Here is a 24,189-nt window from a genome sequence, read left to right on the forward strand (position 1 = left end):
TCGTCATGATTGGTCCGTGGCCCAGGCTTTCATGAAGGTCTCCACGGCGGCGCCGGCCACGTCCCGCAGCTCACCAGCCGGGATCGTACGGGTGCCCATCTGGGAGCGGGCCTCCAGCGGGCCGATGAGCAGCGCCATGAACTGCTCGGCCGCCACGTCCGGATCGTCTGCCCGCAGCCGCCCCGCGAGCGCGAGCCGGGCCAGCCGGTCGGCCAGCGTCTGGTTGAGGCGGTGGGGACCGCTCTCCTTGACGATGTCGAGCACGTCGGGGAACCGGAGGGCCTCCGAGTAGAGCAGGCGGCGCAGCGCGCACGAGCGCTCGTCGGTGTGGAGCCGGAGCAACTCGCCGGCGACGCTTTCCAGCGTGGCACGCAGGTCGCCCCCGGGGTCGGCCAGCGGCTCCAGGGCCGCCCGGCGCTCGTTCAAGGCGGTCTGCGCGGCGGCCTCCATGGCGTTCCTGAACAGGGTGGCCTTGTCCGTCATGTGGTTGTACACCGTCGGCTTGGCCACGCCGGCCTCGTCCGCGATGTCCTGCACGCAGGCCTGCGCGTAGCCCAGGCGGGCGAACACGGCGAACGCGCCCTCCAAGATCGCCTGCCGCTTGTCGATGCGTCCCCGCGAGATGGTGGCCATGCCTCCAGATTGTACTTCCCGGTTCAACTTGATGGACGAAGGAGTTGCATGCGAACGTATGAGATAACTACGTTGAACCCATGAGTTCAATTGATGACGATCGTCTGGACCCGCGGCTGCTGGGCGTCATCGGCGTGATCCTGCTCGGCGGGCTGCTGGGCATCCTCAACAGCACGATGGCCGCCGTCGCCGTCGGCGAGGGCCCGGCCACCGCCCGGCTGGACGTCGTGGGGCTGGCGCTGCTCGGGCCGGGGTTCGCGGCCGTCGTCCTCGCGCTGTCGCAGACGGCCGAGCAGGGCGCGTTCACCGCCTGGCAGGCGCTGCTCCCGCTGGGCGTGGGCGCGGCACTGCTGCTCGCCTACGCCGTCAACGCGCTGCGCGGCCGTTCGGACGGCCGCACTCCGCCTCTGATCGACCTGCGGCTGTTCGCCGGCCGGGGTTTCAGCGCGAGCGTCGCGATCATGGGGCTCGGCGGGCTCGCCCTCTTCGCCGCCCTCTTCCCCCTGCCCCTGTACTACCAGCAGGCCCACGGACACGGCGTGCTCGCCACCGGGTTGCTGATGGCGCCGATCGGGCTCGGCGGGGCGCTCGCCATGCCACTGGCCGGGCGGCTGTCGGACCGCGTCGGCGCCCGCGGGTCGGCCGCCGGCGGCGCGATCGGGGCCGGACTCGGCGCGCTGGCCTTCACCGGGATCGGCACGGACACGCCGGAGATCTGGCCGGCACTGGCGGCGTTCGCGATCGGGCTGGGCAGCGGCTGCTTCAGCGCGCCCACGATGGGCGCCCTGTACCGCGCGCTGCCGCCGTCCATGGTGGCGCAGGGCAGCTCCGTGCTCTACATGCTCAACCAGCTCGGCGCGGCGCTCGGCGCCGTACCGGAAGAAGAACTGGCGAGGACCTCATGAAGACACTGGTGATCAGCGGCGGCACGGACGGCATGGGGCGGGCGCTCGCCCGCACCTACCTCGAACGCGGCGACGCCGTGGCCGTCATCGGACGCGACAGGACCAAGGCCGTCCCCGGGGCGGCGTTCATCCCCGCTGACCTGAGCCTGATCAGCGAGAACCGGCGAGTGATCGCGGAGATCAACGTCAGGTTCCCGGCCGTGGACGCGCTCGTGCTGTGCGCGCGCTTCTTCCGTACGCACCGGTTCGTGACGGCCGAGGGGGTGGAGGGCACGTTCGCCCTCGACTACCTGAGCCGTTTCCTGCTCAGTTACGGCCTCACCGCGCCCCGCCTCATCGTGAACGTGTCCGGCCCGGGACAGCCGACCGAGCTCGTCCGCTGGGACGACCTCATGCTCGAGCGCGGGTACGACGGCATGGCCGCGCAGTTCCAGGCCGGAAAGGCGAACGACCTGCTGGGCGTGGCCTTCGCCGCGCGGCACGGCGACCGTACCCGATATGTCCTCATGCACCCCGGCGGCGTCTCCACGAGCGTGGCCGGCGAGTACGACCGGGCGACCGCCGCGCACGTGGCGCGACTCAAGAGGCACGGGCTGCCGGTCGAGGAAGGCATCAAGCCGATCGTCGCCCTGATCGACGACCCGCCCGCCGAGCCGCTCAGCGCCTTCATGCGCGAACGCCGGATCAGCGTGGACCGCCCGGCGTTCGCCCCTGCCGCCGCGGAACGGCTCCACGCCCGCACGCTGGAGCTGATCGACTCCAGCGCCAGGTCTTCGGCGCGGTGAGCTAGCCCTTGTAGTTGAAGATCTGGCGCAGCGTGTGCTGGACCTCCACCAGATCCTCCTGGTCCGCCATCACCTGGTCGATGGGCTTGTACGCCTCCGGGTGCTCATCGACCAGCGCGGCTGCCCGGTTCGCGTTCCAGGTGCGGCCGCCCATCGCCCGGGTCAGGGAGGCCACGGACAGCTCCTTCTTCGCCTTGGTACGCGACATGCGGCGCCCCGCGCCGTGAGCGCAGGAGTTGTACGACTCGGGGTTGCCGCGACCGCGCACGATGTACGACTGGGTGCCCATCGAGCCGGGGATCACGCCCTCGTCACCGGTGTCGGCCTTGATGGCGCCCTTGCGGGTGATCCACAGGGTCTTCCCGTAGTGGCTCTCCTGCTGGGTAAAGTTGTGATGACAATTGATGGTGCGCACCCTTTGTCCCTCGCCGACGACCCGGAACAGGGCGTTGATCAGGACCCTGTCCATCCGGGCACGCGACGCCATGGCGTAGTGCTGCGCCCACAGCATGTCCTCGATGTACGCGGTGAACTCCGGCGTGCTCTGCACGAGGTACGCCAGGTCCGGGTCCTCCAGGCCGACGGCCTGATCCTTCATCAGCTTCTTCGCGCCCGTGATGTGCATCTGGGCGAGCTGGTTGCCGATGCCGCGCGAGCCCGAGTGGAGCACCGTCCAGACGTGGTCCCGCTCGTCGAGGCAGACCTCGACGAAGTGGTTGCCGGACCCGAGGGTGCCGAACTGGTCGGCCACCTTCTTCGCCTGCCTGGGGGTGAGGTCGGTGTGCGGGAGCCCGAGGTCGCTGAGCGCGCGGTCCACGGAGGGGTCGTCGTGCCCCTTCCCGACGCCGGCAGGGATGCGGTGCTCCACCATCGGCATCAGGGCGGCGAGAGTGTCGGGCAGGTCGGCGGCCGTGAGCGAGGTCTCCGTGGCCACCATGCCGCAACCGATGTCCACGCCGACGGCGGCGGGGATGATCGCGTTCTCGGTGGGGATCACCGAGCCGACCGTCGCACCGATGCCGACGTGCGCGTCGGGCATGAGAGCGACGTGGCCGGAGACGAACGGCAGGCGCGCGGTGCGAGCGGCCTGCGTGATCGCGCCTTCGTCGATCTCGCTGGCCCACGACAGCAGGTTCGGTGCGGGCTGGTTCGGCATGGGATGAATCTCCTCACTGGTTCTTGATCAGTGTGGCGTTACCAGGTAAGGAAATCCCACTTATTTTATCGAACGGGGAGTTTCCCCGGGAGGCGTTCCGGCTCTCCCCGAGACCTAGAATCGGCGTGAACCACGGCCTGACTTGTGGGTCACGTGAGGAAGGGTCATAGAGCTCTGCGACACCGAGATTTTCCTGACGCTGGCCGACGAGCTGCACTTCGGCCGCACCGCCGAGCGGCTGCGCCTGACCCCCGCCCGGGTCACTCAGGCCATCAAGAAGCAGGAACGCCAGATCGGCGCCCTGCTGTTCGAGCGGACCAGCCGCACGGTGCGGCTGACGCCGGTCGGCGAGCAGCTGCGCAAGGATCTCTGGCCGCTGTACGCCGGGCTCAAGGACAGCATGCAGCGCGCCAAGGTGGCCGCCCAGGGCAAGACCGCCCGGCTCCGGATCATTGTTGACGGCTGCAATGGCCGCTTGATCAGGACTGGCTGCTGAGCCTGGCGTATGCGGCAGGTGGCATGCCGACAGCGGCGGTGAAGTCCCGGGTCAAGTGGGCCTGGTCGGTGTAGCCGAGCTCGGCGGCCAGCGTGGCGAGGTCGAGGCCCTGGTGGATCCGCTCCGCCGCCTCGTGCAGGCGGAAGCGGCGGATCACCCACTTGGGGCCGATGCCCACATAGTCCCTGAACAGCCGCTGCAGCGAACGCACCGACCGCCCGGATCTGGCGGCCAGCTCGTCGACCCTGGTCACGGACACGTCGTCCTCCGCCATCGCCACCAGCGCCGCGACCTCTTCCGCCACCGGATCCCGTTCCGGCCCCAGACTCAGCAGGAACCTCTCGATGAGCGCGATGGCGGCCGGAGCATCGGCCTCCGCCAGGACCTGCTCGACCAGGGTCGCGCCCGCCCTGCCGTACATGTCGCCGATCTCCACGAAGCGGCCGGTCAGCTGGGACACCGGACCGCCGAGGAACGGCCGGAAGCCGCCGGGGCGGAAGCGCGTGCCGATCACGCGGCCGCTGGCGCGCATCGTGTAGGAGAACCCGCCCCTGATCACTCCCGCGATCTGGTGGAAGTCGCGAGTGATCGTCATGTTGACGGTGGGGTGCGAGACGATGCGCTGTTCATACGGCTCGGCGAGATCGGTCCACGTGACGACCCAGAAATGACCCACATACGCCGAAATTTCGGGCGATGGAGCCTGACGGGCGTAATCGAAGGCCTTGAGGCCGGCGTACGGGTTGACCCAGCCACGCTGTCGCGTTTCTACAAGCCGCGCCTCAGACAGACGGGGCACCATGGCTGCCATGGAAGACATGATGCCGCTGATGACGCGTGCCACCGAACGGACCGTGGAGCTGGTGCGCACGGTACGGCAGGACCAGCTTGGGCTCCCGACACCGTGCGCGAAGTTCGACGTCAAGGACCTGGTCAGCCACCTCGAGTGGGTGGCGGAGATGTTCGAGTCGCTGGCGGGCAAGGGGCCGAGACTCGAGCAGGGACCTTACGCGGGTGACTTCCCCGAGCGGGCGGAGCGCACGCTGGCCGCCTGGTCGCGGCCCGAGGCATGGGAGGGGACCAGCCCGGACATGGGCCTGCCGATGGGCGTGCTGGCCCACATGTACCTCGTCGACATGGTCGTACACGGCTGGGACCTGGCCAGGGCCACGGGCCAGAAGTACGAGCCGGCCCCTGAGGCCGTCTCCCGGGCGCTGCACTTCACCGACCAGATGGTGGAGATGGGCAGGCAGCGCGGCGCCTTCGGGCCGCCGGTGGCGGTGCCGGACGACGCCCCCGCGTTCGACCGGCTGCTCGGCGTCATCGGCCGGGATCCGGCCTGGAAAGCGTGATCGCCTCCCGGAGGCGCCGTTCTCCACCCGCTCGCCGGAGAACCGTCCGAAGGGCCGGCGACCGCTTCGGCCCGGCGGGCGATCTCAGCTGAATGTCGGTGCGGCCTGCCACCATCGCCCGCATGACGACAACCGACCCCTTGGCTCCGTTCCAGTGGCTCGACGCGCCCGAGGGCGCGGGCGAGGGCCCACTGGGTGTGATCTTCAGCGTGGCCTTCTTCCGCGGGCTCGAGCCGGCGGGGGTGGTGCGCCGCTTCAGCCGCGGCGAGGACTCCGGCCAGGAGTCGGACTTCGACGGGCTCGACGCCAAGGCCTACGAGTTCGTCGAGGAGACGGCAGGCGGTGACGGCGGCGGCCACGTGGGCGTCTTCCAGGCCGGCGAGTGGTGCGTGGCCGTCGAGCCCCACGGCTGGATGGTCACGCTCCACGAGGTGGTGACCGAGCTGTCACGAGGCTGCGAGGTGCTGGCGGTCACCCGGCACGATTACGCCGCCGAGCACAGCTTCGAGTACGCGATCGACGGCACGATCGTCACCGGCTACCGGCTGGGGCACCCGTACGAGCGCTACGGCTCCGACCCTGACCGGCTCAACGCCTTCATGCGGGAGCTGGGCATGGGGCTGGACGAGCCGGAGGACGACGCCGCGTGGGAGGCCGCCTGGGAGGACAACCACCGGGCCGCCGTGCCGAGGGCCTTCGCCCTGGCGGCGAAGGTCACCGGGGTGCCGTTCACGCCGGACATGCTCGACCGCCCGATGCTCGTGGGGCCCATCACGGAGAGATGATCGCCATGTGGCCGCCCGGCAGCACCCGTATGGCCAGGGCCGCCATGGTCAGCCTCCGTGTGCGGTGAGGGTGTAGCCCTCGGGGCCGGAGAAGACGAACATGCGGCCGAAGGGCCCGTCCTGCGGCGGGCTGATGATGGGCACCCCGGCGGCGGCGAGCCGGTCGTGCAGCCCCTGCGCGTCCGCCGTGCGGAACCACAGGGCCACCCCGAGCCCGGGACGCGCGACGCCGTCGAGATCCACGCCCGGCAGCGGCTCGCGGACGGCGAACGGGATCGGCTCGGTGGTGAACACCACCGCACCGGGCGGCGAGACCGGTGCCCGCCGCATTCCCAGGTGCGTCTCGCAGAACGTGGCCGCCGCCTCGACATCGCGTACCTGCAGAGCGATGAAGTCGGGGCCGTCAACGGTGACCGTCATGGGTTCTCCTTGAGTCGTTTGCATGTCAGGACTTTGACATTAGGGACTGTACGCGCCACCGTTCTGTATGTCAAAATCCTGACATGGAAGACCCGAAGCCGACGGACCCGCCCCACCTCGCTGAGGACGTCACCGAGCACGTGGGATACCGACTCAAACGCGCCGCCGCGGCGCTGCGCAACGCCATGGACAAGGCCCTGCGCGAGCACGGCCTGACGGTGCCGCAGTACGCCTGCCTCGAACTCCTCGACCAGCAGCCCGGCCTGTCCAACGCCGAGCTCGCCCGAGGCACGTTCGTCACCCGGCAGTCCATGAACGTGGTCCTCCGCGGCCTCCAGGACGCGGACCTGATCACCCGGCCTGCCGCCGCCGACCACGGGCGCGCCCTTCCCGCCCACCTCACCGCAGAGGGTCGCCGTCGTCTCGACGCGGCCCGCTCGGCCGTCTATGCCATCGAATGCGACATGGTCGAGGCGATCCCGCAGCGGCGCCTGGCCGCCATCCTCACCGACCTCGACCGCATGGCGGCGGCCCTGGGCGGTTGACCTGCTGACGCACTGCGGTCGGTAAATCGGCGCAAACCCGTCGAGGTGCCTATCCGCCCCGAAGGGCGGCAACTGACTCGACGAGGCCGGCAGCCTCCAATGCGTCGAGCACGTCGTCAACGGTTTCTGGCGGGCTAATGCGCGAATCCGCGATCTGCTGCACACAGGCCCATACGACTCTTCCGTCCAGGTCGATCAGGTCCAGCACGAAGTCATCGGGGGATTTGGCCTCAATGTCCCAGGCAGCCAAGTCCTCCGGAGGAAAGTCCTTGAGATTCAACGTCACGATCACCTGCGCCCTGGCCTTGATCGCCGCAGCGAGCACATGCCGGTCGTCCGGATCAGGCAGCTTCAGCCCTTCTACCAGGGGCTCATACCCCTCGACCAGGCAATCCCTTACAGCCGAGTTCATGAGGAGACGGAGCTTGCCCAGCTTCTCTTCTGAAATGTCGGGACGGTTGGCAGCAAGGTTGCGGTGCATCTCGTCGAGAATCCTGTTTGTCCATTTGGCTTGCAGGCGTCCCGTCATCGCGAGGCGGATGAGCAGGTCGCGAAGTGTGTTGCCGTACAGGACGTTCGCGTCATAGATGACTACGAAAGCCATTTTCAGATGCCCAGCTCTTGGCCGAGCGCAGAGAGTTGATCGGCAGCCGTACGCCGCTTGGCGTCGTCGCGACGCTTGTACTCGTGAAGATCCTCATACGTGATGCGTCGGTGCTTGCCGATCAACCGGAAAGGTATTTCTCCTGCCTCAAGGAGCTTGATTAGATAGGGGCGTGAGACGTTCAGCATGTCCGCCGCTTGCTGTGTCGTCAGTTCGGCGTGGGACGGGATTACTGTTACTCCCCGTCCTTCAGCTGCCTGAGCGAGGACGAAGGCGAGCAAGCTCACAGCTTCACGAGGCAAGATCAGCGGATCCTCGTCACCGTGCTCGCCTGCGACGCGAATAGTCGACTGCTCGGGATACCGCATGAGGTAGTCCTTGATCCGCCGCACGGCGCGACCGGCTATCTCGGCATCGATGATCCCGGGTTGAACCCGCTTGGCCTGGACGTCTGCCACCGCGACACCTCCTTATCGCAGTATCCGCAATAAACGAAGCAGACGCAAGGTGCGACATGCGGCGTGGTTGCGCCCGGGGTCTGGATGTCTGGCCCGGGCGCTCAGAGCGGCCAGTGCGGGACCCCCGTGATGGAGCAGGGACGTCTGCCAGCGGATGGGGGCAGGCCGGCAATCCCTTGTAGCGTGGTGCCGATTCAGGCGTCCACCCAGGGAGCAGCCGCATGCGCTGGCAGGTCCACTCGGAAGAACCGTTGTACGCTGACCGCTGGCTCGATGTACGCGTGGCCGATGTCGAGCTTCCGGACGGGAGACATCTCGATCATCGGCTCATCCGCACCGCCCCGGGAGCCGGCGCAGCGGTCATCGATGAGCAGAACCGTGTGCTGCTGATCTGGCGGCACCGCTTCATCACCGACACCTGGGGCTGGGAGATCCCGATCGGGAAGATCGATGACGGCGAGGAACCGATCGCAGCCGCTGCCCGTGAGGTCGAGGAAGAGACCGGCTGGCGACCTGGCCCGTTGCGCCCTCTGCTCTACACCCAGCGACCAACGGCATCTCCGACTCCGAGCACCACATCTTCCGCGCCGACAGCGCCCAGTACATCGGGCCGCCCACCGAAGCATGGGAGGCCGAGCGCATCGAGTGGGTACCGCTCGCCGATGTCCGCCGTCTGATCGACAAGCGCGATATCGTCAGCGGCACCAGCATGAATGCACTGCTCTACCTCCTCAGCGCCATCATCTAGACGACGCCGAAGGCACGTCCTGGGACGAGCAAGGTGAGGCCCACTCAGGAGGATGACTCCAGCACCGAGCCGGTATCGGCGATGGCGCCGAAGGCGCGTGGGGTGCGCCCGAAGGGCGCCTGAAAGGAAGGGCGCCCGAGCGGAGCGAGGACCGCTCGGGCGGGCTCCAGCAGGCCCAGCCGGTAACCGGGCAACGGGCGGGCCTGGCCAGGCGCCGAAGGCGTGGGTTGCGCCGGTAGGCGCCTAAAGAGGGACAGCCTGAGCCCCGAGCGCGAAGCGCTCCTTTGCGAAGCCCTTTTTGCTCGGGGCGGGGTCCAGCAGGCTCACCACCCAGATGGGCAACGGGCGGGTGGAGCCGGGCGACCTACTACTTGGCGTTCGCCTTGAGGTAGTCGGCGTTCATGCGGGCAATCGTGTCCAATGGGATGCCCTTCGGGCACACCGCCGTGCACTCCCCCGTGTTCGTGCAGCCGCCGAACCCCTCCGCGTCCATCTGGTCCACCATGGCCTTGGCGCGCGAGAGGCGTTCGGGCTGGCCCTGGGGCAGGAGGCTCAGATGGGTGATCTTGGCGGCGGTGAAGAGGGAGGCCGAGCCGTTGGGGCAGGCCGCCACGCAGGCACCGCAGCCGATGCACGTGGCCGCGTCGAAGGCCGCGTCCGCGTCCTCCTTGCGTACCGGGACGCTGTGGGCGTCCGGGGCCGAGCCGGCCGGGACCGAGACGAAGCCGCCCGCCTGGATGATCCGGTCGAAGGCGCTGCGGTCCACGACCAGGTCCTTGACGACCGGGAAGGGGGCCGCGCGCCACGGCTCGATGGTGATCTCGGCGCCGTCCTCGAAGTGACGCATGTGGAGCTGGCACGTCGTCGTGGCGCGCTGCTCACCATGGGCGACACCGTTGATGACCATGCCGCACATGCCGCAGATGCCCTCGCGGCAGTCGTGGTCGAAGGCGATCGGATCGTCGCCCTCCAGGATGAGGCGCTCGTTCAGGACGTCCAGCATCTCCAGGAAGGACATGTCGGGCGAGATGTCCTCCACCCGGTACGTCACCATCCGGCCGGAATCGGCAGGCCCGCTCTGACGCCAGACCTTCAGGGTCAAGTTCACTTGTAGCTCCGCTGGCTCATCTTGACGTACTCGTACTCGAGCGGTTCCTTGTGCAGCACCGGCTCACCGGAAGGCGAGAACTCCCAGGCCGACACGTGCGCGAAGTGCTCGTCGTCGCGCAGCGCCTCGCCGTCGGAGTCCTGGGACTCGGCGCGGAAGTGGCCGCCGCAGGACTCCGTACGGACCAGGGCGTCCAGGCACATGAGCTCGGCCAGGTCGAAGAAGTCGGCGACGCGCCCGGCCCGCTCCAGCACCTGGTTGAGCTCCTCGGCGGTCCCGGTCACCTTGACGTTGCGCCAGAACTCCTCGCGCAGCTCGGGGATGCGCTCCAGCGCCTTGCGCAGCGACTCCTCCGTGCGCTCCATGCCGCAGTAGTCCCACATGAGCTTGCCCAGCTCGCGGTGGAAGGAGTCAGGGGTACGGTCGCCGTTCACGGCCAGCAGCCGGTCGATCTTCGAGCGGACCTTGATCTCGGCCTCCGCGACGGCCTCCTCGTCCACGTCGCCGAACGGCCCGGCGGCCAGGTAGTCGCCGAGGGTGGTCGGAAGGACGAAATATCCGTCGGCCAGCCCCTGCATCAGCGCCGACGCGCCGAGGCGGTTCGCGCCGTGGTCGGAGAAGTTGGCCTCACCGATGACGAAGAGCCCCGGGATGGTCGACTGCAGGTCGTAGTCCACCCAGAGCCCGCCCATCGTGTAGTGGACGGCCGGGTAGATGCGCATCGGCACGTCGTACGGGTTCTCGCCGGTGATGCGCTCGTACATCTCGAACAGGTTGCCGTACTTCTTCTCCACGGCGTCGCGCCCGAGACGGTTGATGGCGTCGCGGAAGTCCAGGTACACGCCCAGACCGCCGGGACCGACGCCGCGACCCTCGTCGCAGACGTTCTTGGCGGCGCGGGAGGCGATGTCGCGCGGGACCAGGTTGCCGAAGGCCGGGTAGATCCGCTCCAGGTAGTAGTCGCGCTCCTCGTCCGGGATGTCCCCGGGGGCCCGCGTGTCGTTCTTGCGCAGCGGCACCCACACGCGGCCGTCGTTGCGCAGCGACTCCGACATCAGCGTCAGCTTCGACTGGTACTCGCCGGAGACGGGGATGCAGGTCGGGTGGATCTGCGTGTAGCAGGGGTTGGCGAAGTACGCGCCGCGCTCGTGCGCCCGCCAGATCGCCGTCGTGTTGCAGCCCTTGGCGTTCGTGGACAGGAAGAACACGTTCCCGTAGCCGCCCGAGGCGAGCACCACGGCGTCGGCGATGTGGCGCTCGATCTCACCGGTCACCATGTCGCGCACGATGATGCCGCGCGCCCGCCCGTCGGAGACGATCACGTCGAGCATCTCGTGCCGCGTGTACATGGTCACGGTCCCGGCCGCGACCTGCCGCTCCAGCGCCTGGTACGCCCCGAGCAGCAACTGCTGGCCCGTCTGACCGCGGGCGTAGAAGGTACGGGAGACCTGGGCGCCGCCGAACGAGCGGGTGTCCAGCAGGCCTCCGTACTCACGGGCGAAGGGCACGCCCTGCGCCACGGCCTGGTCGATGATGTTCACCGAGACCTGGGCGAGGCGGTAGACGTTCGACTCGCGGGCGCGGAAGTCGCCGCCCTTCACCGTGTCGTAGAAGAGGCGGTAGATGCTGTCGCCGTCGCCGCGGTAGTTCTTCGCGGCGTTGATCCCGCCCTGCGCGGCGATGGAGTGCGCGCGGCGCGGGGAGTCCTGGTAGCAGAACGACTTGACGTTGTAACCCAGCTCGCCCAGCGTCGCGGCGGCCGAGCCGCCCGCCAGGCCGGTGCCGACCACGATCACGTTGAGCTTGCGCTTGTTGGCGGGGTTGACCAGCTTCGCGCTGAACTTCCGCTTCTCCCACCGCTCCTCGATAGGCCCGGCCGGAGCCTTGGTGTCCCGGATCTCGGAGCCTTCCGAAAACTTCATCACTTCACAACTCCGAACGTGATCGCGAGCGGCGGGGCCAGGAAGCCGATGACCAGCACGATGGACAGCAGCCCGGCGATGGGCCGGAGAGCCTTGTCACGCGTGCGGTTGGCCCAGCCGAGCGTCTGGAAGGCGCTCCAGATGCCGTGCCGCAGGTGGAGGCCGACCATGACGACGGCCACCAGGTAGATCAGGGTCACCCACCACCGGGACGGGTCGAAGCCGGCGATCATGCGGTCGGCGGGGGCGGAGTCGTACCCCTTGGGGTTCACGACGCCGAAGGTGAGGTCGAGCAGGTGCCAGACGACGAAGAGCAGGATCGTGAGGCCCCCGAACCGCATGATGTGCGTGGCGTAGCCGTTCGCCTGCGACTTCTTGGCGACGTACTTGACCGGCCTGGCGTGGTGGGCCCGCCGCGCCAGCGAGATGGCGGCCCACATGTGCAGGACGACCGAGACGACGAGCCCGATCTCGAGCACCGTCAGCACCGTCCGGTACGGCGCGATCGGCTCGAGGAGCGTGCGCAGCGCGTGCGCGTACTCGTTGAACGAGTCCTTGCCGAGGAAGATCTTGAGGTTGCCGAGCATGTGGAGGACGAGGAACGACACCATCACGGCACCCGTGACGGCCATGACGACTTTCTTGCCGTTCGACGAGCGCAGGAACCCCTCGGGCCTCCTGCTCGTTGGAGCCTTCTTGGGAGCTGGAACAGGCGCGGTGGCAGCGCCGCGCTCTATCGTGGCAGTCACATCTTCAGAAGCTAGATATCCAGCATTGATCCGTCCAAGTCATGACGGGTCTGGTTTCGATAGCCTGTGGCTATGATCCTTGGTTTGCACGGTCACGCAGACCCAGGACAGGCACGCGGTGCGAGGAAAATCACATGCAGTTGCAGCAGCTCGCGTACTTCGTCGCCGTCGCGGAGGCCAGGCACTTCACCCAGGCCGCCGAGCGCATGAGGGTCGCGCAGCCGTCGCTCAGCAAGCAGATCAAGGCCCTGGAGGCCGATCTGGGCGCCCCGCTCTTCTCCCGGGCGCGGGGCAACGTCACGCTGACCGCCGCCGGCGAGGCCCTGCTGCCGCTCGCCCGCCGGATCCTCGCCGACGCCGACACCGCCAGGCAGGAGGTGGCCCAGCTCGCCGGGCTCCGCAGGGGCCGCGTACGGCTCGGCGCCACGCCCTCGCTCTGCGCCGGGCTGCTGGCCGACGCGCTGGCCCGCTTCCACCGCGCGTACCCGGGCATCGAGCTGCTGGTGGAGGAGGGCGGCTCGCGTGACCTGGTCAGGGCGCTGGCCCGGGGGCAGCTCGACATGTCGCTGATCATCATGCCGCTGCAGAGCGACGACCCCGCACTGGTGACCGAGGAGATCCTTCGGGAGAATCTCGTGGTCGTCGCGCCTTCGCACGAGCGGTTGAGGGGCCCGTACATGGAGATCGAAGCCCTGCGCGGGCGTCAGATGGTCATGTTCAGACGCGGCTACGACCTGCGGGAGGCCACGCTGGCGGCGTGCCGGCAGGCGGGGTTCGAGCCCAGGTTCGCGGTGCAGGGCGGCGAGATGGACGCCGTGCTGAGGTTCGTGGAGGCGGGGCTGGGCGTGGCCGTGGTGCCCTCGATGGTGCTCGACGGCCGCCCGGGGCTCTCGGGCACGCCGCTCGCGCCGCCCGGGCTCAGCCGTACGATCGCGCTGGCCCACCGCAAGGACGTCGAGCCGACCAGGGCCGCCCAGGCGTTCAGGGAGAGCCTGCTGTCGTTCGTCGTCGAGGCGGGTCACGAGGGCACGCTTCCGCAAGGGGTGGAGCTCATCGCAGAATGAACATCGACGGGCCCGACTCCAGGTGAGGCGTTTGTGACAGGACATCTCTCAGAAACGCTGACGCTGCTCCTCATCGAGGACGACGACGGTGACGCCTTCCTCGTGGAGGAGCTGCTCAACGAGGCCGACGCGCCGCCGAAGATCTTCTGGGCGCGCAGCCTGAAGGAGGCCAAGGCCAAGCTGACGCCCCAGATCCAGTGCGTGCTGGTCGACCTCTCGCTGCCCGACGCGACCCGGCTCGAGGCGCTGGAGGAGGTGCTGGCGCTGGCGCCGCACACCGCCGTGCTGGTGCTCACCGGTCTCCGCGACGCGCACGTGGGCGTGGCCGCTGTGCAGGCCGGCGCACAGGACTACCTGGTCAAGGGGGACATCGACGCGCGACTGCTGGCCAGGGCGATCAGATACTCGATGGAGCGCAAGCGGGCCGACCTGGCGCAGCTCGGGCTCGTGCAGGCGGAGCTGACGGCCAAGGAGAACTCCAGGCTGCAGAACGCCCTCCTCCCCAGCCCCCTCCTGCACACCCAGGCGATCGAGCATGTCACCCGCTACCTGCCCGGCAGCGGCGGGACCCTGGCCGGCGACTTCTTCGACACCGTGCAGACCCCTGACGGCTCGGTGCACGTCGTGATCGGCGACGTGTGCGGCCACGGCCCCGACGAGGCCGCGCTCGGCGTGGCGCTCCGCATCGCCTGGCGCACGCTGGTGCTCGCCGGCCAGACGGACGACACGCTGCTGCGCACGCTCGACGCCCTGCTGCGGGCCGAGCGCCAGACCCCCGAGATCTTCACCACCCTGTGCATGGCCACGATCACCGCTGATCTGCGGTTGGCCAGGATGCGCGTGGTCGGGCACCCTCCGCCCGTGCTCGTGCGCGACGGCGCCGTTCAGGTGGTGGACGGCACGCCCTCCGGCCCGCCGCTCGGGATCTTCGCGGACGCGGAGTGGCCGGTGATCGACGTGCCGCTGGGCGAGGACTGGTCGATGATGCTCTACACCGACGGCCTGATCGAGGCGACCGTGGGCGAGCGCGACGAACTGCTCGGTGTCGAGGGCCTGCTCGACCTCGTACGCGAGCACGGCACCATAGATCTCGACCGGCTCATCACCCGGGTGGGCAAGCTGAGCGACGACCTCGCCGCGGTCCTGGTACGGAGGAGGAGATCGTGAACATCACCCCGCTGCCTCCCGCCAAGGAGCCGACCGGGCTGGGCAGGCTGCCCGTGGCCCGCTGGTTCCTGGTCATCGGGGTGATCGCCGGCGTCGTGCTCCTGACCGGGATCGTGGTCGCGATGATGATGAGCTCGCGCGCCCGCGAGCTGGCGAAGGCACCCGCCGTCGAGGTGCAGCTCGCCCGGCTCAACGTGGCGCTGATCGTGCTCTTCGCGGCGATGCTCGTGTTCGTCGCGGCGCTGGCGTTCATCATCCGGTACGCCGTGCTGAAGCCCGTCGACCAGCTCGCCCAGCAGGTGCGTACGGTCGCCGCCGGCGACTTCGACCACACCCTGCACGTCGACAGGCCGGCCGAGCTGGCGGAGCTGTCCAGCCACATCGACTCCATGCGCGGCCGCATCGTGTCGGCCTGGCGGGCGGCCGCCGACCAGGCGGAGGAGCTGCGCAGGTCCAACGGGGAGCTGGAGCAGTTCGCGTACGTGGCCAGCCACGACCTTCAGGAGCCGCTGCGCAAGGTCGCCAGCTTCACGCAGATGCTGGAGCAGCGCTACGGCTCCCAGCTCGACGACCGGGCCAAGCAGTACATGCACTACAGCGTCGACGGCGCCAAGCGCATGCAGCTGCTGATCAACGACCTGCTCGACTTCTCCAGGGTCGGCCGGATCACCGGCGAGAAGTCCGTGGTCGAGTCGGGCGCGGCACTCGACGCGGCGCTGGAGAACCTGTCGGGCACGATCGAGGACACCGAGGCCACCGTCACCAGGGACGAGCTGCCCAAGGTCAGGGGCAACCGGCTGCAGCTCACCCAGCTGTTCCAGAACCTGATCGAGAACGCCGTCAAGTTCCGCTCCGAGGCGGCTCCGCGCGTCCACATCGGAGTGCGCAGGTCCGGCGACATGTGGGAGTTCAGCTGCGCGGACAACGGCATCGGGGTCGAGCCCAAGTACGCTGACCGTATCTTCCTGATATTCCAGCGGCTCCACCCCCGCGACGTCTATCCGGGCACTGGCATCGGACTGGCCCTGTGCCGCAAGATCGTCGAATATCACGGCGGACAGCTCTGGCTCGACGGCGGTGCGGAGAGTCAGGGCGCGACGTTCCGATGGACCCTGCCGGCTGCTGGAGACGACGATGAATGACGGGCGCCCGATCGAGGTGCTCCTGGTGGAGGACGACCAGGGCGACATCCTGCTGACCAAGGAGGCCTTCGACTTCAACAAGGTGCGAAACCGGCTCAACGTGGTCAACGACGGCGAGCAGGCGATGGCGTACCTCCGCAATGAGGACGGCTACACCGACGCGCCGCGCCCCGACCTCATCCTGCTCGACCTCAACCTGCCCAGGATGAGCGGCATGGAGGTGCTGGCGGAGGTCAAGGCGGACGTCGCGTTGCGGACGATCCCCGTGGTGATCCTGACGACCTCCGAGGCGGAGGAGGACATCCTGCACAGCTACCGGCTGCATGCCAACGCGTATGTGTCCAAACCGGTGGACTTTGAGCAATTTATCCGGGTTGTCCGGCAAATCGATGATTTTTTCGTGACAGTGGTTAAGTTGCCGGCCAAGGGGCAACGCTCCTGACGGGCCTACGTGACAGGAATCACAGCAAGTCATCGAAATTGTGAGTGACCCCGCTCACAATTTTCCATGCTGTCGTCGTAACGTATCCCCCACCAATGCGCGCCTGAGCGGCTACCGCACGCGCGCCCAGCGAAACGAAACCACGGACCCCATGCGCGATGGTCCGCGGGAGGTGGAGAGGTCCGCGATGACCCAGACGACGCCCGAAGCCCCTGTCAGAAGGCAGCGAGCGCAGGTCAAGGTGCGCACGCTGCGCACGGACAGATGGTGGCTGGTCCCGCTGCTGACATTCCTCGGGCTCAGCTCGTTCCTTGTCTATGGCGTGTGGGCGATCATCGATAACAGCTATTTCGTCGATCCCTACATAGCGCCGTTCGCCTCGCCGTGCCTGGCGACGTCGTGTCCCGAGGGGGCACGGCTGTTCGGCCTGGCGCCGTTCGGCGACTGGTACGCCCTGCCGCCGGGCCTGCTCATCCTGGGCCTGCCGGGCGGGTTCCGGCTTACCTGCTACTACTACCGCAAGTCCTACTATCGCTCGTTCTGGCTGTCACCGCCGGCGTGCGCCGTTCAGGAGCCGCACGGCAAGTACACGGGTGAGCGGCGCTTCCCGCTGATCATGCAGAACATCCACAGGTACTTCTTCTACGCGGCCATCGTGGTCGGCCTGATCCTGGCCTACGACGCCGTCCTGGCGCTCGTCCACAAGCCGATCGGCCTGGGCACCTGGGTCCTGATCGTCAACGCGATCCTGATCAACGCCTACACGCTGTCGTGCCACTCCTGCAGGCACATCACGGCGGGCAGGCTCAACCACTTCTCCCGTCACCCGCTGCGCTACCGGGCCTGGACGTTCGTCTCCAAGCTCAACGCCAAGCACCAACCCCTCGCGTGGGCCTCGATGTTCTCCGTCATGGGCGCCGACCTGTACGTCCGCCTGGTGGCCAAGGGCATCATCGCCTTCCCGTACGCGTAAGGACCAGCTTCAGTGGAAAACTCGCTTAACACAGAGCGTCACGAATACGACGTCGTCGTCATCGGCGCGGGCGGCGCCGGCCTGCGGGCCGCGATCGAGGCCCGCCAGCAGGGCAAGCGGACGGCGATCGTGTGCAAGTCGCTGTTCGGCAAGGCCCACACGGTCATGGCCGAGGGCGGCGCGGCCGCCGCGATGGGCAACGTCAACTCCGACGACAACTGGATGGTGCACTTCCGTGACACCATGCGGGGCGGCAAGTTCCTCAACAACTGGCGGATGGCCGAGCTGCACGCCAAGGAGGCGCCTGACCGCGTCTGGGAGCTGGAGGCCTGGGGCGCGCTGTTCGACCGCACCAAGGACGGCAAGATCAGCCAGCGGAACTTCGGCGGGCACGAGTACCCGCGGCTCGCACACGTGGGCGACCGTACCGGGCTGGAGCTGATCCGCACGCTGCAGCAGCGCGTCGTCGCGCTCCAGCAGGAGGACTACGAGAAGCACGGCGACTACGAGGCCTACATCAAGGTCTTCGCCGAGTGCACGATCACGCGGCTGCTCAAGGACGGCGACCGGATCTCCGGCGCGTTCGGCTACTGGCGCGAGACCGGGAACTTCGTGCTCTTCGACGCCCCGGCCGTGGTCCTGGCCACCGGCGGCATCGGCAAGTCGTACGTCGTCACGTCCAACTCCTGGGAGTACACCGGCGACGGCCACGCCCTGGCCCTGCTCGCCGGCGCCAACCTGATCAACATGGAGTTCATCCAGTTCCATCCCACCGGGATGGTCTGGCCGCCGTCCGTGCGCGGCATCCTCGTCACCGAGTCCGTACGCGGTGACGGCGGCGTGCTGCGCAACTCCGAGGGCAAGCGCTTCATGTTCGACTACATCCCGGACGTGTTCAAGGACAAGTACGCCACCACCGAGGAAGAGGGCGACCGCTGGTACACCGACCAGGCCAACAACCGGCGCCCGCCGGAGCTGCTGCCGCGTGACGAGGTGGCCCGCGCGATCAACGCCGAGGTCAAGGCCGGTCGCGGCTCACCGCAGGGCGGCGTGTTCCTCGACGTCTCGACCCGGCTGCCCGCCGAGGAGATCAAGAAGCGGCTGCCGTCGATGCACCACCAGTTCAAGGAGCTGGCCGACGTCGACATCACCGCCGAGCCCATGCAGGTGGGCCCGACCTGCCACTACATCATGGGTGGCGTCGAGGTGGACGCCGACACCGGCGCCGCGGCCGTCCCGGGGCTGTTCGCCGCGGGCGAGGTGTCCGGCGGCATGCACGGCTCCAACCGGCTGGGCGGCAACTCGCTCTCCGACCTGCTGGTGTTCGGGCGCCGGGCGGGCGCGGGCGCGGCGGCGTACGTCGACTCGCTGGAGTCCAGGCCCAGGCTCCTGCCCGAGCTCGTGGAGGAGGCGCGCGAGGAGGCGGTGGCGCCGCTCGGACGCGACGGCGAGAACCCGTACGAGGTCCACCACGAGCTCCAGCGGACGATGAACGACCTGGTCGGCATCATCCGCAAGGCCGAGGAGGTCTCCGAGGCGCTCCAGGTCGTGGAGAAGCTCAAGGAGCGCGTGCGGCTGGTCGGCGCGGCCGGTTCCCGCATCTACAACCCCGGCTGGCACCTCGCCATCGACCTGCGCAACATGGTGCTGGTCTCGGAGTGCGTGGCGCGCGCCGCGCTGCTGCGCGAGGAGAGCCGCGGCGGGCACACCCGCGACGACTTCCCGGGGATGAACCCGGACTGGCGCCGCAAGCTGCTCGTCTGCTCCACCGAGGACGGCTCCGCGGTCACGGTCGAGGAGAAGCTCCAGCCGGCCATGCGCGACGACCTGATCACCCTGTTCGACAGGGACGAGCTGAAGAAGTACCTCACCGACGAAGAGATGACCGAGTTCGACGGGATTTCGAAATGAGTTACAAGGCGAAGTTCAAGGTCTGGCGCGGTGAGGGCGGCGAGGGCAAGCTCGAGGACTTCACCGTCGAGGTGAACGAGGGCGAGGTCGTCCTCGACATCATCCACCGGCTCCAGGCCACGCAGGCGCCCGACCTGGCGGTGCGCTGGAACTGCAAGGCGGGCAAGTGCGGCTCGTGCAGCATGGAGATCAACGGCAAGCCGCGGCTGGGCTGCATGACCCGGATGTCCACCTTCGAGGAGGACGAGACCATCACGGTCACACCGATGCGGACGTTCCCGGTGATCAAGGACCTCGTCACGGACGTCTCCTTCAACTACCAGAAGGCGAGGGAGGTCCCGTCCTTCACGCCTCCGGCCGGCGTCCAGCCCGGCGAGTACCGGATGCAGCAGGTCGATGTCGAGCGGTCCCAGGAGTTCCGCAAGTGCATCGAGTGCTTCATGTGCAACAACGTCTGTCACGTGATCCGCGACCACGAGGAGAACAAGGCCAACTTCTCGGGCCCCCGTTTCCTCATGCGGATCGCCGAGCTGGACATGCACCCGTACGACGTGGCGGACCGCCAGGAGGCGGCGCAGGACCAGCACGGGCTCGGCTACTGCAACATCACCAAGTGCTGCACCGAGGTCTGCCCCGAACACATCAAGATCACCGACAACGCGCTCATCCCGATGAAGGAGCGCGTGGTGGACCGGAAGTACGACCCGCTGGTGTGGCTCGGCAACAAGATCTTCAAGCGCTCGAAGTAGTCACACACGAATGAGGGGGGCTGGATGTCCAGCCCCCCTTTCGTTTCACTTCTTACGGCCCCAGCGCCTGCGCTTGGGGTCAGGCATCTCCTTGGTGGGCTCCGAACCCTGAGCCGGCTCCTCCGGCGCCTGTGGCAGCGGCTGGACGGCGGTCGCGTCCGCGTCGGGGGCCAGGTAGGGCGGCGGCTCGTACTCCTGCTGCCGGGACGCGGGCGGCTCGAACATGGACTGGCCCTGCCACGGCTCCGAGTCGCCGGTCTCCGCCGCCGAGGCCGGCCCGAGCGGGCGCTCCTGGCCTTCGTTCTCGTACGGGCCGGAGCCGCCCGGCGGGATGTCCGCCGGCGGCTGCACCGGCGGGACCAGCGGCTCGAACGGGTCGCGGTAGTCCTTGGCCTTGGGCGGCTCGTGGCTGAAGGAGTCGAACTCGTCCGGGTGCAGCACCACGGGCTCCGCCGCGGCCTCCTGCGCGTACCCCTGGGGCGGGTACTGGGGCTCCTCGTAGACCGGGGGGACAGGTCCCGCCGGATACGTCTGCACCGGCACGAAGCTGATGATCGGCGCGTACGCCGTGCCGCCCGGGTACCCGGGAGCGGGGAAGCCGGCCGTGGTGTAGTAACCGGGCCCGGCGGGGTAGCCCCCGGCCGGCGGCATGTCCGGGCGTACCGGCTGCGGTCCCGCCTTGCGCACCGCCGCCGCGTGGGCCATCCGGCGCAGCCGCCCCTCGAAGATCAGGACGGCGAAGAGCGCCAGCAGGACCAGCACCAGCGCCGGGATGCTGAGCTTCTGCGCCAGCGACTTCTGGTCGAACTCCGGTGCCGCGTTACGCAGCTCCAGCGGAACCTCCTCGGAGGAGGAGGCCGGCTGCGTGTCGGTGGGCGTCGGAGTAGCCGTGGCCGTGGTCGCCGTCTCGATCGGCGCGACCTGCGGCATGTCGACGGAGGCCTCGTCGGAGGTGCGCGGCGCGGGGGTCGTCTCCGGCACCTCGGCGCTCTGCGTGGGCAGAGGCTGGAGGTTCTGCGTGGGGAGGGTCGGCGGGGTGGTGGCCGGGGCCGGCGCCGACGTGGTCTTCTTCGGCGTGGGGGTCTTGGTCGGCTTCTTCGGAGTCGACGTGACGGTCTTGGTGATCGTCGTCTCGGGCTGCTCCGGCTCCGGCGAGCCCGCCGTCTCCGTGACCGTCACGGTGGTCTCGGGCGTGGTGTCGCAGAACTCACCGGCGTCGCACGGGTCGACGGGGTCGTACGCCGATACGGAGGCGCTCGCGCTCTGCACGATGAACGGGGTCACTCCGGCGCCGGCTAACCCCAACGCCAGGACGATAGCGGACACGGCCGTCGCTTGCCTGCGTGCCACCGGTGCCCTCCGCGCAGTCCCAGAACCTTGGTCAAGGGAATACTAGTCTGGTCAAAGTAACAGTAAAGCCGGGATTAACCTACGTTTTGCATTTTCGTCGTCTTTGTACCGTGCCAATCCACCACAGAGCACCCAGAAGTACCCCGATGCCTCCCGCGACGAACGGCAGCTCCATCGCGCGATCCAGCGGACCCGTCCATCTGGCCGGGCTCACCGGCCTCCGCGCCGCGACCGGCTCCCACGGCCAGGGGGCCGCTCCCTGGGCCGCCCGCACAACGAGGGCGGGGCGTAGCGCGCCGGTGCCACGCCGCTTCGCCCTGGTCCCGGCGGGCGCTTCCGTCTGAGCTACGGGCACTGCGGCGACCTCGTCCATCCGCACGCGGAACCGCTCGACGTCACCCGTCCTGATCCACTTCCCCGGCTCATCGGCACCGTCGAGAACCAGCGACATCTGGCTCACCGCCACGGGAACGGACGGCACCGCCAGAATCAGTGCCCCCGCGATGACCCAGCCACGCCGCATCACTCCACAACTCCCCCATCGCGACATGTCACCCGTAGTAGTCATTGTGTCACCCAGAGGCACGCCCTAATCCCGCGAAAGCAGTAGATTTTCCACAGTCTTCATGACAGGCAGATCCGCGCCCAGCCACTCGACGGAGAAGTACTCGCCCGGCCCGAGCCATCGCAGCTCCAGGTGCTCCCGAGCCTCCGGCACGCCGGAGGCCAGCGAGCACAGCCAGACGCGCATCACATAGCCCGCGGAGAGCGGCCAGTCCCCGCCCACCCGCTCGCCCACCGCGATCTCCACGCCGAGCTCCTCGCGGCACTCCCGGACCAGCGCCTCCGCCTCGCTCTCCCCAGGATCGACCTTCCCGCCGGGAAACTCCCAGCCGCCCGCGAGCGCGACGGGCTCCGCGCGCTGGGCGGCGAGCACCCGGGCGCCCGGACCGACGATCACCGCGGCCACCACGACCGTGTCGAATTCGTTCACAAGGAAGGATTCTGCAGCTTCTTGAGCTGTTCGAGAACGTCGGGGTTCTGGAGGGGACGGGTGAAGCCCATGCGGTTGTCACGTGCCTGGTAGCTCGTCACCTTGATCGGCCCGCACAGCCGGCACCTGGCCTCCAGCATCTTGCCCTTCGACACGACCAGCCCCACATGGCCGGGGCGGTCGGGGCCCGTACCCGGCCCCGCGTTGAAGAACACCAGGTCCCCCGGCTGCTCCTGGCCCTCTAAGACCTTCACCCCGAACGGCCACTGCGTGAACGTCGTACGGGGGATCGACAGCCCCGCCGCCCGGTACGCGGCGTAGATCACGCCCGAACAGTCGAAGGCGTCGGGCCCCGTCCCGCCCCACAGGTACGGCTTGCCGCGCTGCGCGAGCGCGTACTCGATGATCTTCGCCACGATGTCATTGGGGGCGGCCTCCACCAGCGGCTCGTCGCACTCCTTCGAGGCCTGCGGCGGCACCTTGAGCTCACCCGACTTGGCGTACCTCTTGGCGATCTCCACGACCTGGTCGACGTACCACCAGGCCCGGTTGTAGACGAACAGCGCCTGCCGCACGTTCTCGGGCGCCCCGTTGCGCTTGAGCATCCTGGCCGCGCCCAGGATGGCGTCGGCCGGGTTGTAGATGTCGCCCACGCCGTCGCCGTCGCCGTCGGAGGCGTACCCGGTGAACTTCGACGACATCGGGACCCTGGCCTTGCCGCCCCATGTGGAGATCAGGAACTGCATCGGCCCGGCCGCGCCCGCGTAGTTCGTGCCGCTCTTGACGCCGGGCAGGTCGGAGCGGCCGTGGTCGGTCTCCCGCTTGCCGACGGCGGCCAGGATGTTCCACTGGACGCCGATCTTCTTGCCGTACTTCTTGTATAGGTCCAGATATTCGGGAGGGATGTCGGACGCGCCCGAGTCGGACACGTCCTCCACCTGCTTGCCGTCGTTGCAGTCGGGAGAGGTGCCGCCGTCGCTGAGGAACGACGGCATCGAGATCAGCAGCATCGGCGACACGATGACCGCCGCGAGCAGCAGCAGCCCGGCGGCGCCGATCAGGAGGGCGAGCCGGGCCCGTGAGAGCTTCACCCCGAGGTGTCCCCCTCCTCGTCGCCCTCCTGGCCCTCCTCGGAAGGCCGGATGTCGAAGATCCGCCAGTCGTCCACGGCCTGGCTCACCGTGACCGCGTACTCCTCCGTGAGCTGCTTGTCGCCGCTCTTCGCGGTGACCTGCCTGCTCGCCGTGACCACGAAGACGATGGAGGTCTGCTCGATCTGCCTGATCTCCTTCAGCCGGGCCGTGGCCTTGGAGACGACCTGGTCGTTGCGGTTCTGCTCGACCGTGCCGGCCGAGGTGAGGGTCCTGGTGAGCTCGTTGCCGAGCTCAGGCGTCGTGAACACCTTCACGCGGGCCGCGTACGCCGCCGGGTCCTCGTCGTACCGGAAGGTGCCGTACGCGGCGGTGAACCGTTCGGCCAGGTCCGCCGCCGCGGCGAGCTGCTCCTTCTTCATCGGCAGGTACGAGTAGACGTCGAACGGCGCCCCGCTCGCGGTCGCCAGCGGCGTGTTCGGCGCGGGGTGCGCGCTCGCGGCCCTGGCCGGCTCCTGCTTGGGATCGGCCTGGTCGTTCCCCGAGTCCGGCCACATCGTCAGGTAGATGCCGACCGCGGCGATGACCACGACGATGGCGGCGAAAGCCACCCCGCGCTTGTCACCTCGCTCCGCCATGT

The 24,189-nt window shown here is 68.6% G+C and carries 26 protein-coding genes and 2 pseudogenes; 15 read left to right on the top strand and 13 right to left on the bottom strand.

Annotated features, from left to right (window positions below):
- Positions 1 to 3: 3 nt before the first annotated feature.
- On the bottom strand, positions 4 to 633 hold the full coding sequence (locus ABD830_RS26540) for a TetR/AcrR family transcriptional regulator (RefSeq protein ID WP_344992619.1): 630 nt from the start codon (positions 631 to 633) through the stop codon (positions 4 to 6).
- Positions 634 to 713: 80 nt separating this feature from the next.
- On the opposite strand from ABD830_RS26540, the gene ABD830_RS26545 reads away from it, so the two are divergent.
- Together ABD830_RS26545 and ABD830_RS26550 are read left to right on the top strand one after the other, a co-directional pair.
- Positions 714 to 1,538: an MFS transporter gene (locus ABD830_RS26545; protein WP_344992622.1), complete on the top strand. Its 825-nt coding sequence runs from the start codon at positions 714 to 716 to the stop codon at positions 1,536 to 1,538.
- Positions 1,535 to 2,323 (top strand): SDR family NAD(P)-dependent oxidoreductase, encoded by a 789-nt coding sequence (locus tag ABD830_RS26550; protein ID WP_344992625.1) that lies wholly within the window; start codon positions 1,535 to 1,537, stop codon positions 2,321 to 2,323. The genes ABD830_RS26545 and ABD830_RS26550 overlap by 4 nt, the downstream gene beginning before the upstream one ends.
- Before the next feature lies 1 nt (position 2,324).
- On the opposite strand, the gene ABD830_RS26555 is transcribed toward ABD830_RS26550, so the two are convergent.
- Positions 2,325 to 3,479 (bottom strand): RtcB family protein, encoded by a 1,155-nt coding sequence (locus ABD830_RS26555; RefSeq protein WP_344992628.1) that lies wholly within the window; start codon positions 3,477 to 3,479, stop codon positions 2,325 to 2,327.
- Between the two features lie 238 nt (positions 3,480 to 3,717).
- Between ABD830_RS26555 and ABD830_RS54320 the strand changes: the two are divergent.
- A pseudogene (locus tag ABD830_RS54320) lies at positions 3,718 to 3,771 on the top strand (hypothetical protein); the annotation flags it as partial.
- 36 nt (positions 3,772 to 3,807) lie between these two features.
- Positions 3,808 to 3,975, top strand: a complete 168-nt coding sequence (locus ABD830_RS54325) for a hypothetical protein (RefSeq protein ID WP_378520703.1) — start codon at positions 3,808 to 3,810, stop codon at positions 3,973 to 3,975.
- Here the strand turns inward: ABD830_RS54325 and ABD830_RS26565 are convergent.
- Positions 3,959 to 4,795, bottom strand: coding sequence for a DUF6597 domain-containing transcriptional factor (locus tag ABD830_RS26565; protein ID WP_344992631.1), 837 nt, complete (start codon positions 4,793 to 4,795; stop codon positions 3,959 to 3,961). The genes ABD830_RS54325 and ABD830_RS26565 overlap by 17 nt on opposite strands.
- Between ABD830_RS26565 and ABD830_RS26570 the strand changes: the two genes are divergently transcribed.
- Entirely contained in the window at positions 4,785 to 5,327 is a 543-nt protein-coding gene (locus tag ABD830_RS26570) for a TIGR03086 family metal-binding protein (protein WP_344992634.1), read from the top strand. The two genes, ABD830_RS26565 and ABD830_RS26570, sit on opposite strands and share 11 nt — an antisense overlap.
- 122 nt (positions 5,328 to 5,449) lie before the next feature.
- Entirely contained in the window at positions 5,450 to 6,112 is a 663-nt protein-coding gene (locus ABD830_RS26575; protein WP_344992637.1) for a DUF6461 domain-containing protein, read from the top strand.
- Between the two features lie 48 nt (positions 6,113 to 6,160).
- Here the strand turns inward: ABD830_RS26575 and ABD830_RS26580 are convergent, their stop codons facing one another.
- Positions 6,161 to 6,532, bottom strand: coding sequence for a VOC family protein (locus tag ABD830_RS26580; RefSeq protein ID WP_344992640.1), 372 nt, complete (start codon positions 6,530 to 6,532; stop codon positions 6,161 to 6,163).
- 83 nt (positions 6,533 to 6,615) lie between these two features.
- Between ABD830_RS26580 and ABD830_RS26585 the strand changes: the two genes are divergently transcribed.
- Positions 6,616 to 7,077, top strand: coding sequence for a MarR family winged helix-turn-helix transcriptional regulator (locus ABD830_RS26585; RefSeq protein ID WP_344992643.1), 462 nt, complete (start codon positions 6,616 to 6,618; stop codon positions 7,075 to 7,077).
- A 49-nt stretch (positions 7,078 to 7,126) separates the two neighbouring features.
- On the opposite strand, the gene ABD830_RS26590 is transcribed toward ABD830_RS26585, so the two are convergent.
- Both ABD830_RS26590 and ABD830_RS26595 read right to left on the bottom strand, forming a co-directional pair.
- On the bottom strand, positions 7,127 to 7,681 hold the full coding sequence (locus tag ABD830_RS26590; protein WP_344992646.1) for a PIN domain-containing protein: 555 nt from the start codon (positions 7,679 to 7,681) through the stop codon (positions 7,127 to 7,129).
- Between the two features lie 2 nt (positions 7,682 to 7,683).
- On the bottom strand, positions 7,684 to 8,139 hold the full coding sequence (locus tag ABD830_RS26595; protein WP_344992649.1) for a helix-turn-helix domain-containing protein: 456 nt from the start codon (positions 8,137 to 8,139) through the stop codon (positions 7,684 to 7,686).
- A gap of 221 nt (positions 8,140 to 8,360) precedes the next feature.
- On the opposite strand from ABD830_RS26595, the pseudogene ABD830_RS26600 reads away from it, so the two are divergent.
- Positions 8,361 to 8,887: pseudogene (locus tag ABD830_RS26600) on the top strand (NUDIX domain-containing protein).
- A gap of 367 nt (positions 8,888 to 9,254) precedes the next feature.
- Here ABD830_RS26600 and ABD830_RS26605 read toward each other — a convergent pair.
- Genes ABD830_RS26605 through ABD830_RS26615 form a run of 3 tightly spaced genes read right to left on the bottom strand, consistent with a single transcriptional unit; the run spans position 9,255 to position 12,666 of the window.
- Positions 9,255 to 9,995, bottom strand: coding sequence for a succinate dehydrogenase/fumarate reductase iron-sulfur subunit (locus ABD830_RS26605; protein WP_344992652.1), 741 nt, complete (start codon positions 9,993 to 9,995; stop codon positions 9,255 to 9,257).
- Entirely contained in the window at positions 9,992 to 11,917 is a 1,926-nt protein-coding gene (locus tag ABD830_RS26610; protein WP_344992655.1) for a fumarate reductase/succinate dehydrogenase flavoprotein subunit, read from the bottom strand. The genes ABD830_RS26605 and ABD830_RS26610 overlap by 4 nt, the downstream gene beginning before the upstream one ends.
- The gene (locus ABD830_RS26615; protein ID WP_344992658.1) at positions 11,917 to 12,666 is read right to left on the bottom strand and encodes a succinate dehydrogenase cytochrome b subunit; all 750 of its coding nucleotides are present in this window, start codon (positions 12,664 to 12,666) and stop codon (positions 11,917 to 11,919) included. Before ABD830_RS26615 ends, ABD830_RS26610 begins: the two co-directional genes overlap by 1 nt.
- A gap of 134 nt (positions 12,667 to 12,800) precedes the next feature.
- On the opposite strand from ABD830_RS26615, the gene ABD830_RS26620 reads away from it, so the two are divergent.
- From ABD830_RS26620 to ABD830_RS26650, 7 genes are all read left to right on the top strand, one after another.
- The gene (locus tag ABD830_RS26620; RefSeq protein WP_344992660.1) at positions 12,801 to 13,730 is read left to right on the top strand and encodes a LysR family transcriptional regulator; all 930 of its coding nucleotides are present in this window, start codon (positions 12,801 to 12,803) and stop codon (positions 13,728 to 13,730) included.
- 33 nt (positions 13,731 to 13,763) lie between these two features.
- The gene (locus tag ABD830_RS26625) at positions 13,764 to 14,897 is read left to right on the top strand and encodes a PP2C family protein-serine/threonine phosphatase (RefSeq protein ID WP_344992663.1); all 1,134 of its coding nucleotides are present in this window, start codon (positions 13,764 to 13,766) and stop codon (positions 14,895 to 14,897) included.
- Positions 14,894 to 16,039 (top strand): sensor histidine kinase, encoded by a 1,146-nt coding sequence (locus ABD830_RS26630; RefSeq protein WP_344992666.1) that lies wholly within the window; start codon positions 14,894 to 14,896, stop codon positions 16,037 to 16,039. The genes ABD830_RS26625 and ABD830_RS26630 overlap by 4 nt, the downstream gene beginning before the upstream one ends.
- Entirely contained in the window at positions 16,032 to 16,481 is a 450-nt protein-coding gene (locus ABD830_RS26635; RefSeq protein WP_344992669.1) for a response regulator, read from the top strand. The genes ABD830_RS26630 and ABD830_RS26635 overlap by 8 nt, the downstream gene beginning before the upstream one ends.
- A gap of 187 nt (positions 16,482 to 16,668) precedes the next feature.
- Complete coding sequence (locus tag ABD830_RS26640; RefSeq protein WP_344992672.1) at positions 16,669 to 17,454, top strand: hypothetical protein; 786 nt, start codon at positions 16,669 to 16,671, stop codon at positions 17,452 to 17,454.
- Between the two features lie 12 nt (positions 17,455 to 17,466).
- Entirely contained in the window at positions 17,467 to 19,365 is a 1,899-nt protein-coding gene (locus ABD830_RS26645) for a fumarate reductase/succinate dehydrogenase flavoprotein subunit (protein ID WP_344992675.1), read from the top strand.
- The gene (locus ABD830_RS26650; RefSeq protein ID WP_344992678.1) at positions 19,362 to 20,114 is read left to right on the top strand and encodes a succinate dehydrogenase/fumarate reductase iron-sulfur subunit; all 753 of its coding nucleotides are present in this window, start codon (positions 19,362 to 19,364) and stop codon (positions 20,112 to 20,114) included. Before ABD830_RS26645 ends, ABD830_RS26650 begins: the two co-directional genes overlap by 4 nt.
- Positions 20,115 to 20,159: 45 nt before the next feature.
- On the opposite strand, the gene ABD830_RS26655 is transcribed toward ABD830_RS26650, so the two are convergent.
- From ABD830_RS26655 to ABD830_RS26670, 4 genes are all read right to left on the bottom strand, one after another.
- Positions 20,160 to 21,440 carry a hypothetical protein gene (locus tag ABD830_RS26655; RefSeq protein ID WP_344992680.1) on the bottom strand — a complete coding sequence of 427 codons (1,281 nt, stop codon included), beginning with the start codon at positions 21,438 to 21,440 and terminating at the stop codon, positions 20,160 to 20,162.
- Between the two features lie 613 nt (positions 21,441 to 22,053).
- The gene (locus tag ABD830_RS26660; RefSeq protein WP_344992683.1) at positions 22,054 to 22,458 is read right to left on the bottom strand and encodes a (deoxy)nucleoside triphosphate pyrophosphohydrolase; all 405 of its coding nucleotides are present in this window, start codon (positions 22,456 to 22,458) and stop codon (positions 22,054 to 22,056) included.
- The gene (locus tag ABD830_RS26665; protein ID WP_344992686.1) at positions 22,455 to 23,549 is read right to left on the bottom strand and encodes a C40 family peptidase; all 1,095 of its coding nucleotides are present in this window, start codon (positions 23,547 to 23,549) and stop codon (positions 22,455 to 22,457) included. Before ABD830_RS26665 ends, ABD830_RS26660 begins: the two co-directional genes overlap by 4 nt.
- Entirely contained in the window at positions 23,546 to 24,187 is a 642-nt protein-coding gene (locus ABD830_RS26670) for a hypothetical protein (protein ID WP_344992688.1), read from the bottom strand. The genes ABD830_RS26665 and ABD830_RS26670 overlap by 4 nt, the downstream gene beginning before the upstream one ends.
- Between the last annotated feature and the right edge of the window lie 2 nt (positions 24,188 to 24,189).

This window comes from Nonomuraea helvata (assembly GCF_039535785.1).
Taxonomy (GTDB): Bacteria; Actinomycetota; Actinomycetes; order Streptosporangiales; family Streptosporangiaceae; genus Nonomuraea; species Nonomuraea helvata.